Origin of the sequence: Martelella sp. UBA3392, assembly GCF_002358775.1 — a bacterium.
In the GTDB taxonomy this organism is placed as follows: Bacteria; Pseudomonadota; Alphaproteobacteria; order Rhizobiales; family Rhizobiaceae; genus Martelella; species Martelella mediterranea.
The window spans coordinates 477-13210 of sequence record NZ_DEPM01000116.1; the positions used below are offsets into that span (position 1 = coordinate 477).

Annotated in this window: 9 protein-coding genes and 1 pseudogene; 2 read left to right on the forward strand and 8 right to left on the reverse strand. The window is 64.7% G+C overall.

Annotated elements, in window-relative coordinates; translation table 11 throughout:
- Nucleotides 1-213 precede the first annotated feature (213 nt).
- The 4 genes and pseudogenes from tsaE to B4E36_RS08535 form a co-directional block, all read right to left on the reverse strand.
- Nucleotides 214-621: pseudogene (gene tsaE / locus B4E36_RS08520) on the reverse strand (tRNA (adenosine(37)-N6)-threonylcarbamoyltransferase complex ATPase subunit type 1 TsaE); the annotation flags it as partial.
- The gene (locus B4E36_RS08525; RefSeq protein WP_292055274.1) at nucleotides 618-3119 is read right to left on the reverse strand and encodes a PAS domain-containing sensor histidine kinase; all 2502 of its coding nucleotides are present in this window, start codon (nucleotides 3117-3119) and stop codon (nucleotides 618-620) included. The gene B4E36_RS08525 and the pseudogene tsaE, both read right to left, overlap by 4 nt.
- A 271-nt stretch (nucleotides 3120-3390) precedes the next feature.
- Entirely contained in the window at nucleotides 3391-4623 is a 1233-nt protein-coding gene (locus B4E36_RS08530) for an MFS transporter (RefSeq protein WP_292055275.1), read from the reverse strand.
- A 133-nt stretch (nucleotides 4624-4756) separates the two neighbouring features.
- The gene (locus tag B4E36_RS08535; protein ID WP_292055276.1) at nucleotides 4757-5143 is read right to left on the reverse strand and encodes a RidA family protein; all 387 of its coding nucleotides are present in this window, start codon (nucleotides 5141-5143) and stop codon (nucleotides 4757-4759) included.
- A 190-nt stretch (nucleotides 5144-5333) separates the two neighbouring features.
- Between B4E36_RS08535 and B4E36_RS08540 the strand changes: the two genes are divergently transcribed.
- Nucleotides 5334-6128 (forward strand): SDR family oxidoreductase, encoded by a 795-nt coding sequence (locus B4E36_RS08540; RefSeq protein WP_292055277.1) that lies wholly within the window; start codon nucleotides 5334-5336, stop codon nucleotides 6126-6128.
- A gap of 34 nt (nucleotides 6129-6162) precedes the next feature.
- Nucleotides 6163-7209, forward strand: coding sequence for an alanine racemase (locus tag B4E36_RS08545; protein ID WP_292055278.1), 1047 nt, complete (start codon nucleotides 6163-6165; stop codon nucleotides 7207-7209).
- A gap of 49 nt (nucleotides 7210-7258) precedes the next feature.
- Here B4E36_RS08545 and B4E36_RS08550 read toward each other — a convergent pair whose 3' ends face one another.
- From B4E36_RS08550 to B4E36_RS08565, 4 genes are all read right to left on the reverse strand, one after another.
- The gene (locus B4E36_RS08550; protein ID WP_292055279.1) at nucleotides 7259-7969 is read right to left on the reverse strand and encodes a copper homeostasis protein CutC; all 711 of its coding nucleotides are present in this window, start codon (nucleotides 7967-7969) and stop codon (nucleotides 7259-7261) included.
- Complete coding sequence (locus tag B4E36_RS08555) at nucleotides 7966-9159, reverse strand: MFS transporter (protein ID WP_292055280.1); 1194 nt, start codon at nucleotides 9157-9159, stop codon at nucleotides 7966-7968. Before B4E36_RS08555 ends, B4E36_RS08550 begins: the two co-directional genes overlap by 4 nt.
- A gap of 139 nt (nucleotides 9160-9298) precedes the next feature.
- On the reverse strand, nucleotides 9299-10762 hold the full coding sequence (locus tag B4E36_RS08560; protein ID WP_292055281.1) for a M81 family metallopeptidase: 1464 nt from the start codon (nucleotides 10760-10762) through the stop codon (nucleotides 9299-9301).
- Nucleotides 10763-10770: 8 nt separating this feature from the next.
- Nucleotides 10771-12702, reverse strand: a complete 1932-nt coding sequence (locus tag B4E36_RS08565) for a beta-N-acetylhexosaminidase (RefSeq protein WP_345900233.1) — start codon at nucleotides 12700-12702, stop codon at nucleotides 10771-10773.
- Between the last annotated feature and the right edge of the window lie 32 nt (nucleotides 12703-12734).

The window sequence follows — 12734 nt, forward strand, 5'->3', positions numbered from 1 at the left end:
CTTCTCCCCAAGGGGAGAAGGGGACGCCGGCGAGGCCCGACCTTTCCGCGATATTCGGCGATTGCTGCATGCTCCCCCTCGCCCCGGAGGGGAGAGGGTGGCGCGCATGCGCCGGGTGAGGGGAGACAGCCTATACTCGAAACACAAGAGTGGAGAGGAGTGAAACCTCCCTCCTCCCTACAGCGCCGCCGCCAGCTCCCCGGCTCGCCCACCGGTAAGCCGCACCCGCCGCCCCGCGCCTTCCTCGGAAAAAGTCAGCCGCAAGGCATCCTTCGGAAGCACCCCCTCACCCCGATCGGGCCACTCGATCAGGCTGATTCCCTCCGCCAGCGCCTCATCAATACCGAGTTCGATCAGTTCGTCGGCGTCGGACAGGCGGTAGAGGTCGAAATGCCAGATCGGCGGTTCGCCGTCATAGACCTGCACAAGGGTGAAGGTCGGGCTCGGCACCTCAAGTTCGGGATCGCCGAACCGGGCGCGGATCAGAGCGCGGGCGAAGGTCGACTTGCCCATGCCGAGATCGCCGTTGAGCAGCAGGCAGTCGCCGACAATCAGAAACGGCGCGAGGCGCCCGGCAAAGGCAATGGTGGCGGCTTCATCGGGGAGAAAGACACTGGTCATTCGGCCGCAATGATATCGGCGGACCCCTTTTCCTCGACGGCATCGGGAATCCGGCAGGAGACCGTGGTGCCGGCGCCGGCTTCGGAATCGATGAAGATCTTGCCGTGATGAAGGCCGACGAAGCTTTCGACGATCGCAAGGCCAAGGCCCGCGCCGGCATATTGCGCCTGCCGTCCGCCCGATTCGAAGCGGGAGAACACGTTTTCAAGCGCGTCGTCGCTGATGCCGGGGCCGCTGTCTGTGACGGTGAAGACGAAATCGCCGTTTTCCCGCCAGCATGACAGCGCGATGATCGAGCCGCGCGGGGCATAGCGGATGGCATTGCCGAGGATTTTCAGCAGAACCTGTTTCAGCCGCTGGAAATCGGCGGTGATCTCGCCGAGCTTCGGCGGCGCGGTGATTTCCAGCGTCACCCCGGTTTCCTGCAGCCGGCTCGAAATATCGTCGGCGACCGAATCGATCAGATCGTCGAGCGACATCCGGTCGCGCTCGAGCTGGAGAATGCCGGCATCGGCCGATTTCAGATCGATCATGTCGTTGACGATCGTCATCAGCACCGAGGAGGAATTGGCGATGTGATCGACATAATTGCTCTGGCGCGCCGTCAGCGGCCCGATTTCCGGCGATTTCAGCAGCTCGGCGAAGCCCATGATCGAGGTCAGCGGCGTGCGCAGCTCGTGGGAGACGTGTTCGAGGAAGGCGTTCTTGATTTCCTCGGCCTTGCGCAGCGCGTCGTTCTTCTCCGTCAGCGCGCGCTCGACATTGACCGAATCCGTCTTGTTGACGAAGGTCAGCATGGTCTGGGCGTTGGGAAGGGGCGTCACCGCGTAGTCGAGCACCACGCCCGACGCCAGTTCCAGCCGGCCCTGGCGCGACACGCGCTCGTCGTCGAAGGAGGTGATCATCCGCGCAAACAGCCGCCAGCCCTTTGCCGCTTCCTCGTCCTTCTCGCCGATCTGCATAAGCGCGCGAATATGGGTGCCGGGTTCGGCCTCGTTCTCGCCGATCCGCCACAGGCCGAGAAAGGCCGGGTTGGAAAGCTTCAGCCGCCCGTCCGGGCCGAACACCGCGACCCCTTCGGAGAGATGATCGATGGTCTCGCCCTGAACCTTGACCAGCGTGTTGTAACGGGTCTTGAGCGCCACCTGCTCGGTGTGATTTTCAAACACCCAGGTGGTGCCGCCGCGCGGATGGGCGGAGGCGAACACGCTGAGCGTCTCGCCGCTCGGCAGATACCAGAGGTCGTTATAGGGCGCGACCGAGTGATAGACCGACAGCGCCTTGTCCTTCCACTCGCGCCACAGATGCGGCTCCGGCAGCTTGCCATCGGCGCGCAGGCGCTCGAAAAGTTCGCCATTGTCGGGATGGCTTTCAAGAAAGCCCATATCGAGCTTCCAGAGTTTCTCGAACGCCTGATTGTAGAATTTCAGCCGCCGGTCGGCATCGAAGATCGCGACCGCGGTGTTGAGATGGTTCAGCGTATCGGCATGGCTTTCAAGCGTCTGTTCCAGCGCCGTCTCGGATGCCTGCAAGGCGGAGACGTCGATCGCAATGCCTGCCGAGCCATCGCCGGTCGGCACTTCGGTCAGGTCGTAAAAGGCGCGTTCGCCGGCGGTCACCACCGGCTGGCGGCCCTTGAAGGGCGCGCCGGCCCTGACCTTGCCATCAAGCTTTTCCTGGGTGGCGGCCGACAGAAGCATGCGGTTTTCGCCAAGCGCGTCCTCGGCGTCCTTCGCCTCGACGGCTTCGGCATAGGCGCGGTTGACCCAGATCAGCCGGCCCTCGCCATCGCGCTGCCAGGCCGGCGCGTCGACGCCGTTCAGCAGCGTCTCGAACCGCGACAGCGAGGCCTTGGCGCGCTTGTGCTCCAGCTTCAGCTCGGCGAGTTCCGCGCGCAGCGATTCCAGCGCGCCGAAGCGCACATGGGCGCGTCCGCCGGTGGTGCCGCCGATCACTTCCAGCACATAGCCGCCCCTGGTCTCCGCCAGCATTTCGAAGGCCTTGGCGCGGTTGCGCAATGCGGCAACCGCGGCGTCGAGCTGTTTGGTGCTGCCCGGCGACAACCAGTCGGAAAAAGCGAGAAACGCGTTATCGTCTTCGGGAGCCCCCGCTTCATCCGGAAGCGCGCCCAGAAACTCCGGTTCGCTCTCGGGACCTTCCCAGAAAATGATGCGGCGGTTTTTTTCCGCGTTCAGCGCCTTGAGATTGGAAATCCGCTCGCGCTCGGCCTCGAGTTCGGCGGCGAGCCGCTGGTTTTCGGCCTCGGTGCGGCCGCGCAGGCGCATGAACCAGAGGGTGGAGAGCACGGTGGCGGCCAGAACCCCGCCAAAGGTCGAAAGCGCCATGACCTCGCGCGAGGACAGCATCGGCGGCGCGGCTTCGGCGGCAAAGGCTGAAGCCGCCGTCAGCGACAGCGCGGTGCCAGCCAGAAGCAGACGAAACGCCTGCCGCCCGACGCGACCATGCCGCTTGTTCTTGTGAGTGCCGCCCCGGCCCATCTAACCATCCGTCATTCCGGCGATCCGCGCTGCTGGCGGAATCGCCATTGTCGAGGCAGCGCCGCTTTTTTCCGAAGCGGCTTTGCCCCAAGGCATTTCATGTTCGTGAAGATCCGGCCGATTGCCGAATCGCGCCCCTTCAAAACATAGACGCTTGACGAATCCGCGAAAAGAGTCCGGCGGAAATAAAGCAAGCGCCCGCGTTCTGACCGGCGTTTTGCCAGATTATGCGGACATGCTTTCGGAAGTCTTAAAGGGTAGGCGTCAGCCTTCAGGCGAAGGCCGGGGCCGGCCGCTCGCGCACCGTCAGATGCACCAGCGCCGAGACAAGACCGAGGACGATCGCGGCATACCAGATCATGTCGTAATTGCCGTAGCGGTCGAACCACGCTCCGCCGAGCCAGACCCCGGTGAAACCACCGATCTGGTGGCTGAGGAACACGAAGCCGAACAGCGTGCCCATCGACCGCGGGCCAAACATCACCACGATCAAACCGCTGGTGAGCGGCACGGTGGAAAGCCAGAGACCACCCATCATCATGCCGAAGATCAGCACCGATGCGGGCGTCAGCGGCAGCCATATGAACACGAGAATAACCACGGCTCTCAGCGCGTAGATCGCCGCCAGCACATGGGGCTTGGCGAAGATATTGCCGAGCTTGGAGGCCAGCAGCGTGCCGAAGATGTTGCCGAAACCCGCCAGCGCCAGCGCCTGCAGGCCGAGCCCGCGCAATTGCGACGGCGACATGCCGGTGCCGGCGCAGAAATTCTGCACATAGGTCGGCAGGTGGGCGGTGATGAAGGCGAGGTGAAAGCCGCAGACGAAGAAGCCAAGCCCCAGCATCAGGAAGCTGGTATGGCCGAAGGCCTGCCTCAGGGTTTGCGGCAGATCGATCGGCGGCGGCGCGCTTGCGCCGGGCGCCTGCTTCACCTTGAGGAAGGGGATCGCGAACGCCATCGGCACCAGGAGCACCGTCAGGATCGCCATCGTCATGCGCCAGTCGAAATGGGTGATCAGGAAGGCGACCAGAAACGGCAGGATCGCCTGCCCGGCCGAGCCGGTGGCGGACGCCACGCCGAGATAGAAGCCGCGCTTTTCCGGCGGCGCGGCGCGGCCGACGACGGCAAGCACCGTGCCGAAGGCCGTGCCGGAAATGCCCATGCCGACCAGCACGCCCGCGCCCATATGCTGGGCAAAGGGCGTGGTGCCGATGATCGAAATGCCCATGCCGATCACATAGAAGGCGAAGCCGAGCCACATCGCGCGCCGGTCGCCATATTTATCGGCCAGCATGCCGAAAAACGGCTGGGCAAGCCCCCAGACCAGGTTCTGGATCGCAAGCGAGATCGAGAAGATTTCCAGCCGCCCGCCGAACAGGTCGTTGGACAGCGGCTCGATCACCCCGCCGAGCACCGAGCGCACTCCGAAGGACAACGCCAGCACGAGCCCGCCTGCGACCATGATGCTGGTCATGTTCTGGGTGGTTTCCGATTGCCCGCGCATCTGTCCCTCAAACCCTCCGAAAATTCCGATCTAGCAGCGTTTCCGCCATAAGAACAGTGAATAGATTTGAAGGATAACCAAGGTTTCAGTGATGTATCGGGCCTCTATTGCCGCCCCATCAGAGCGGCGCAATTTAAAGTGGCTTGTAGGCGACCGCCTCGATCTCGACCAGGATATTGATCATCAGCCGCGCCTCGGTGGTCGAGCGGGCGGGAAACTTGCCCTGTTCGAAAAACGCGGAATAAGCCTTGTTGAACCGGGCGAAATCGCGGGCGTCGTGCAGCCATACCGTGGTCTTGCAGATATCGGAGAGTTCGCAGCCGGCGAGCTTCAGCGCCTCCTCGATATTGCGCATCACCTGCGCGGTCTGGGTCTCGACGTCATGGGCCACGACCGAGCCATCGGCAAGGGTCGGCACCTGGCCGGAGACATAGACGAAATCGCCGGCCCGGACGGCCGGGCTCAGGGGCGCGGGATTGGACGCGCCGCCTTCGGCATGAAAATATTCGATCTTGCTCATGGGGGGCCTTTCTTCGGATTTGGCAAAATGGACCGTCATTCTCCAGCACACCTGCCACAGAAAAACCGCATCGCGCAACGCGCCAGAGCGCCGTAGCAGTGCTGCGGCCCGCTTCGCCAACGAAGGCTTCCCCGATCCCGATCCATCGGCTATGCATCGGTAAATCAACCCGAACCAGAGGAGAGGCCGGATGAAACGACTGGAAGGGCGGGTCGCGCTCGTCACCGGCGGCGTCGGCGGCGTCGGCGCGGCGGTGGTGAAGGATTTTCTGGCGGAGGGCGCCGCCGTCATCATCAGCGATATCCGCGCCGACAAGGTGGACGAGGCGGTCGCGGGTCTCAAGGCCGAGGGCCATGCCGTGGCGGGGGCGGCCGCGAGCATCACCGATTACGATGCCTTCAAGTCTGCCGTGGAGGCCGCGAGCGGCGAACTTGGACCGGTCGATATCGTCGTCGCCAACGCCTTTGTCGGCGGCACCGCGCCCACGCTCGACAAGACCACGCCGGAAAGTTTCCGCCAGGATGTCGCCGACAATCTCGCCGGCACGTTCAACACCGTGCGCGCGGTGATCGATGGCATGAAGGCGGCCAGGCGCGGCGCGATCGTGGTGATCGGCTCGGTCAACGGGCTCACCACGCTCGGCCAGCCGGCCTACAGCGCCGCCAAGGCAGGGCTTGAAAGCCTGACGCGAACCATGGCGACCGAATACGGCGAACACAATATCCGCGCCAACATCATCTGCCCCGGCACGGTGCAGACGCCGGCCTGGGACGCGCGGATCGCACAGAAGCCGGACGTGCTGGACGGTCTCACAAAATGGTATCCGCTTGGCCGCGTCGCCACCCCCGGCGACATCGCAAAGGCGGTGACCTTCCTTGCCTCCGAAGATGCCGCCTTCATCTCCGGCGTGACGCTGCCGGTCGATGGCGGGCTGATGGCCGGCAATCTGCAAATGGCGCGCGAGCTGACGCTGGAAGATCGCTGAGGCGATCCGCAGGACCGCGCCGAAAGGACATGATGTGACGTTTGAAGACCTCGAAACCCCCGCCCCGCTCGTCAATCTGGCCATTGTCGATGCCAACCTGAAGCGCATGCAGGATTATTGCGATAGCCACGGCATCAGGCTGCGGCCGCATATCAAGACTCATAAGAGCATCGCCATGGCAAAACGCCAGTTGGCGCTCGGCGGGCGTGGCATCACCTGCCAGAAGCTCGGCGAGGCCGAGGTGATGGCCGATGCCGGGATCGACGATATCCTGATCTCCTATCCGCTGATCGGCAAGGCGAAGCGCCTCGCCGCCCTCGCCGCGCGGGTGAGGATGACCGTTGCGATCGATAGCGAGCAAGCCCTTGCCACTGCCGCCGAGGCAGCCGCGATCGCCGGATGCCCGATCGACGTGCTGGTCGAATTCGACAGCGGCGCGAAACGCACCGGCGTGGTGCGGGTCGAGGATGCGCTGGCGCTTGCCCGCAAGGTTGCCGAAACGCCGAATCTGACCTTTGCCGGGCTGATGACCTATCCCGCGAACGAAAATACCGTCGCCTTCGTCAACGCCGCCCGCGCCGCCTTCGATGACGCCGGCATTGCCATTCCGATGGTCTCGGGCGGCGGCACGCCGGACGCCTTCAGCGTCCACACGCTCGGCGTGATCGACGAACTTCGCGTCGGCACCTATATCTACAATGATCGGATGATGATCGGCGCAGGCCATGCCGGCCTTGCCGATTGTGCCTTCGACGTGATCGCCACCGTGGTGAGCCGCCCGGAGGAAAACCGCGCTATCATTGATGCCGGCTCGAAGACGCTCACCAGCGATCCCGCCGGCAAGGGCGGGTCGGGCCATGGCCTGATCCGCGCCTATCCCGATGCCGTGATCGACCGACTGAGCGAGGAACACGGCATGGTCGACCTCACGCACTCCGCAGCCAAACCCGAGATCGGCGAAAAGCTGCGGATCGTGCCCAACCATGTCTGCCCAGTCACCAACCTGCATGACGCGATCTGGGTCGAGGCCGACGGCGAGATCAGCGAATGGCCGGTGGATGCGCGCGGCCTGACCCGATAGGCGGAGCGCGTCCAGCCGGCATCGGCTGACAGCGCCTGATGTAAAGGCCTCAGGCCATCGCCGCCTTCATCGCCCGAATTGCCACGGCATCGGTGCGGCGGGGCGCGGCGCTCTCAAACCCCTGCAGCTTCAAGCCTTCGGCCTGATGGCGCATCGTGCAGGAGGCATGCAGTTCGCTGACGCCCGGGATCGCCAGAAACAGATGGGCGTTTTCGGGAGTGAGCCCGCCGCCCGGCATCAGCGCGATCCGTCCGTCCGCCGCCTTCGCCAGTTCGGCAATCAGCTCGCGACCCTCGCTGGCGCGCTGCTCCTGCCCGGATGTGAGAATGCGCGGAATGCCGAGCGCGACCGCCGTCTCAAGCGCCGCGAAGGGATCGCGGGTCAGGTCGAAGGCGCGGTGCAGGGTGATATCCATGCCACCGACAGCCGCGATGAGGGTCGCTAGCCCATCCGCGTCGAGATCGTGATTGCGGTCGAGCGCGCCGATGACCACGCCGGCAATGCCCGCCGCCCGGCAAAAGGCGATATCGCGCAGCATGGTTTCGAACTCCCGGGCGGAATAGACGAAGCCGCCGGCGCGCGGACGGATCAGCACATGGACGGGCACCGGCGCGGCGGCGGCGATTTCGATCAGCCCGGTGGACGGCGTCAGTCCGCCCTGGTCGAGTGCCGCGCATAATTCGATCCGGTCTGCGCCGGCTTCCACCGCCGTATCAAGTCCGCCGATATCGCCGACACAGATTTCCAGAAGTGTGGTCATGAACGTCTCCGGTCGAGAAAGAAGACCAGCAGCGCGCCGGCGAACCCGGCGGCGGCGGACAAGATAGCGGTTCCCGCATAATCGGTCACCTTGGTGCCGATCGCGAATTGGGCGGCGGCGATGCCGGCGCTGGCGAACATGTTGACGGATATCAGCGAGGCGCCGAGCCCGGCCTTGTGGGCGATCAGGTTCTGCAGATAGGTGACCGGGATCGAGATGATCGCCGCCGCCCCGAGGCCGGCGATCCCCGTCAGCGCATAGGCCTGCCACACCGCGGTGATATTGCCGAGCAGAAACAGATAGGCTGCGTAAATCACCGTGCCGACAATCAGGATCGCGACCTGCGGCACATAGCGTTCCGCATAACCCCAGCCGATGATGAACACGATCTCGAGCGCGGCGACGATGCCGACCAGCACGCCGATATCGGCGACCGCGCCGCCGGCCTGATCGGTCACGATCAGCGGCAGCACCGCAGCGTTCATATGCAGCATGGCGGTCATCAGGGCAATCGCCAGCAGACGCAGCCACAGCCCGCGCTGCGAGAACGCCGCAAACGCCCTGAAAAAGGACTCCGCCGGCCGCACCCGCAGCGACTTATCCGGTTTTGCCATGCCGAAAACGAACAGCGCGAGACAGGCAAGCGAGGCCATGCCGGCAAACAGAAAGGCGGGCAGCATGTTCCTGCTTTCGGCAAGCGCGACGCCGACCACGCCCGGCACCAGCACCCAGGAGAGCGACAGCACCGCCCTGATGCCGGAATTGACCGACGCCACCTCCGCCGAGGGCAGGCTTGCCGTTTCGGTGCGGACATTGGCGAACAGCAGCGGATAAAGCGCCGTGAACAGCGGAATGAACGCTACCTTCGCCAGCGCGAAGCTGCCGATCGACGGCAGAAGGTAGACGCTGGTGAAGCCGACGAAGCCCGAAACGGCGCAAATCGCCAGCATCAGCCGATAGCTGCCGAGCCGGTCTGTGAGGTTGCCGATCAGAACGCTTGCCGCCACCGAAATCAGCGCGCCCGCCGCCATCACCAGCGCATAGCCCCGGTCGCTCATGCCGAGCTCCTGGATGCCGATGACCGAGAGATAGGGCGCGGTGGCGGCACCCGCGAAGCCGAAACAGAAAACGCCCGTCGCCGATATGCGGATCGACGGGTTTTTCAGGATAAGCGAGACTGCGTTGGACATGGGGTCAGGCCGTCGGAGGAGAGGCGTTGTCGGAAGATCGCGCAAAGCGCAATATCCGCAATCGCGCCGCGGCGAAAGCCTCCCTCGCTGTTGTCGGCAGGCAGCGCCCGTGACTATTCAGCGCCGGGATGCCCATGGCTTATTCCCCGCCGTCATGTGCCGCCTTCCACCGCTTCGAGGGCCGCGGCTCAGGCGCATAGGTAAAATCGCGCTGGAACGGGTAGCATGGTCCGCGCCGCCTGTGGTTGGGCAGGGCCTCGATATCCTGGTTGACAGCGCCGTCGGTGAGCGCCATCAGGTTCGGATTGGCGATCGGCGCGAGCTCGGGCGAGAGATAGCCGGACTTGACCACCAGCAGCCGGAAGGCTTTCGGATCAAGGCCGAGCTGGGTGAAATCCGCGATGTTGTGGTAGGGACGCCGGCGCGCCGATAACACGATGGTGATGCCGCCGGTTTTGACCACGGCCTGCCGCTCGTCGGGCCCTGCCGGATCGTCAAGGCGGATGACCCGGGCCGTGGCGGTCGCCGACGGGCTTCTGTCATCGAGCGTGCCGCCGATGAAAAGATCGAGCACCGCGCCCTTTCCGGCTGCGAAACAATCCTCCACCGCCGGCCGGTCGGCAATGCCGGCGATCAGGGCGTCGTCGAAGCCGCGTTCCATCAGCGCCACCAGAACATCGGCGCGATCGCCGACCCCGCCGCCGGTGGGATTGTCGCCGGAATCGGCGAGGATGACGGGTTTCGTGTCCGCCCGCTCGGCGATCTCCAGCATTTCTTCCAGCGGGCCGGTGACGGGGCCGAAGGCGAAGTCGGCGCGGGCATCCCAGTAGGACAGCGCGATTTCGGCCGCCGCTTTTTCCGCCGCCACCCAGTCGGTGGCTGTCACCACGGCGCAGGCGGTGGCGCGTGGTTCGTCGGCCCAGACATAGCCGACCATCAGATTGGCGTCCCAGATGCCCTCGCGCGCATCAAAGGCCAGCAACTTGCGATAGAGCGAGGCGGCGGGCTCGTCCTCGGTCGAGGTCCGCTCGCCGGGTAGCAGCACCGGCACCGGGGCCCAGATCACGCCGGGGCGCATCCCGGTCTCGAGCGATTTCACCAGCATCGTAAACGCCCGCACCATGGTCTCGCGCACGTCGATATGCGGCGCGGTGCGATAGGCCGCGATGATATCGATCTGGTCGATAATCGTCTGGCTGACATTGCCGTGAAGATCGTAGGAGACGGCGATCGGGCAATCCGGCCCGACGGTCTCCCGCGCGGCCGAGATCCAGTCGGCCTCGGCATCGTCCATGCCGTCGACATTCATCGCGCCATGCATGGCGAGGTAGAGCCCGTCAAGCGGCAGGCTGGCCTGAAGACGCTTCAGGAAATCGGCCTTGAAGGCCTGATAGGTATCGGCCGATACCGGCCCGCCCGGCACGGCGCGGGCATGGAGAAGCGGCAGGATTTCGACATTCTCCGCATCATGCAGAAAGCTGAAATAATCCGCCTTCGGCAATGCGTCGCCTTCGAGAACCCGGAAATTTTCCGCCGTCATCAGCGCCGGATTGCCGGTCGAGCATTCGGTGTGGATGCCGCCGACAGCGATCCTGAAAGTCATTGTCCGCCTCACAGTTTCGGGCTCTTCGGGGCAAGGGCTGCAAACCGCAGCCAGTCCTTGCGCGCCTTCGGCGTCCAGCCGGCCTCGGCCACGGCCGAGATCCTGGGGAAGACGAGGTGGTTGAAATAGCCGCGCGACAGGAAATGCTCGCTCCAGATGCAGGACTGGACGCCGCGCATCTTCGCCTTCAGCTCCTCGGGAAAATCGCCCTCGGCCTCGTAATGATAGCTGTGCTCGGGCGGCACGGTGCCGGCCCAGCTTGCGCCCGGCTCCTGGAAGGCCTCGTCCTGCACCATGTCGAGATAATAGGCCTGACCCGGCGTCATCACCACGTCATATCCATCTTTGGCCAGCGCGATGCCGACTTCGGGCTTCTGCCATGCCATCAGCAGCGTGCCGTCGCGTTCAACCCCGCCGCCATGGGAGACCTCGTCCCAGCCGGCAAGCGTCTTGCCGCGTTCGGCAAGCATCGTCTGAATGCGCTTCATGAAATAGGATTGCAGGCCGAACGTGCCGTGGATCCCTTCCTTTTCCATCAGCGCGCGGGCGAGCGGAGAGGCAAGCCAGGTATTGTCGGCCACCTCGTCGCCGCCGATGTGAATGTAGCGGGCCGGGAAAAGCTCGACCATCTCGTCGAACACCTTGCCGAGAAACACATAGGTCTCCTCGATCGCCGGGTTCAGCGCATTGTTGGGGAAGCCCTGAACCGAATGATAGCTCTCCGGCGCTTCCTGCCCGTCGGCAAGCTCGGGAAGGGCGGCAAGCGCCGCGGTCGAGTGGCCGGGAATATCGACTTCCGGAATGACCTCGATGCCGAGGGCGGCCGCGTGCGCCACCACGGCGCGGACATCGTCCTGGCTATAGAAACCGCGCACCGGCTTTGCGCCATTGCCGAGCTGCGGCGGCATTTTCGTGCCCGGCGCGCGGGTGGCGCCGATTTCCGTCAGCGCGGGATAGGCCCTGATCTCCAGCCGCCAGGCCTCGTCATCGGTCAGATGCCAGTGGAAGATGTTCATCCGGTGCCAGGCGAGGATATCGAGAAGGCGGAGAAGATCGGCGGTCTCGTAGAACTGGCGCGAGACGTCGAGATGGGTGCCGCGCCAGCCATAGCGCGGCGCGTCCTCGATCGTGCCGGAGGCCGGGAAGCGGAAAGCGGACCCTTTTTCGCGGGCGGCCGACAGCATCTGCGCCAGCACGGTCAGCGCGTATTGGCGGCCGGTGGCGGTCGCCGCGCGGATCGTGATGGTATCGCCGAAGCCGATGGCATAGGATTCTTTTCCCATGGCCGCGTCGGTCTCGAACGCGATCGCTCTGCCGCCCTCGACCGGCGCGAGGCTGAAGGGCACATGGCCGCTCTCGAACAGGCGGGAAAACAGCGCGATCACGCCATCGACGGACTTCACGGCCTCAAGCGCGCTGCCTTCCGCCGGATAGAGCGCCACCGGCGGTTCTTCTGCCGGGTCGAGCGAGAGCGCGGCCGGCCAGGGCAGGATGAACCACGGCTCCTCGACCTTGCCTTCCGGCAACAGCGGGCGCGGGCGCTCGGCCACGCCGCCGGAAAGCATCAGGTCGTCGCAGGCGACATCGACATAACGGTCATCATCGAGGATCAGAAACGCAGACTTGGCGCCATCGGTGCGGTGCTTGGCCGGACGCGTCAGCCCCACGACCGAGAACGACCAGCTTTCGCCGGGCTGCAGCACGAGGCCTTCCGGGGCCTTGAAGGCGTGGTAATTGGCGTTGCGCTCGATGAAGTCTGCGTTTTCGAACCGCGACGCGCTGCTCACCCGGGTGAGCGAGGTATAGGCCAGCGAAAACCCGGAAATCGGCGCGTCGGAGAGATTGAAAAGACGGAAATCGAGCGCCCCGGTGGGGTCGCCCTCAACCGGACGCCACGAATTTTCGAGACGGAATAAGGAACTGGACGCGGCGTTGGTCATGGACCCCTCTTTGTTTATGCGTGGTGTTGCCG

Excerpts from the sequence above, each read along its gene's own strand:
- B4E36_RS08525 (WP_292055274.1), bottom strand. The coding sequence starts at position 3,119 with ATGGGCCGGGGCGGCACTCACAAGAACAAGCGGCATGGTCGCGTCGGG.
- B4E36_RS08530 (WP_292055275.1), bottom strand. The coding sequence starts at position 4,623 with ATGCGCGGGCAATCGGAAACCACCCAGAACATGACCAGCATCATGGTC.
- B4E36_RS08535 (WP_292055276.1), bottom strand. The coding sequence starts at position 5,143 with ATGAGCAAGATCGAATATTTTCATGCCGAAGGCGGCGCGTCCAATCCC.
- B4E36_RS08540 (WP_292055277.1), top strand. The coding sequence starts at position 5,334 with ATGAAACGACTGGAAGGGCGGGTCGCGCTCGTCACCGGCGGCGTCGGC.
- B4E36_RS08550 (WP_292055279.1), bottom strand. The coding sequence starts at position 7,969 with ATGACCACACTTCTGGAAATCTGTGTCGGCGATATCGGCGGACTTGAT.
- B4E36_RS08555 (WP_292055280.1), bottom strand. The coding sequence starts at position 9,159 with ATGTCCAACGCAGTCTCGCTTATCCTGAAAAACCCGTCGATCCGCATA.
- B4E36_RS08560 (WP_292055281.1), bottom strand. The coding sequence starts at position 10,762 with ATGACTTTCAGGATCGCTGTCGGCGGCATCCACACCGAATGCTCGACC.
- B4E36_RS08565 (WP_345900233.1), bottom strand. The coding sequence starts at position 12,702 with ATGACCAACGCCGCGTCCAGTTCCTTATTCCGTCTCGAAAATTCGTGG.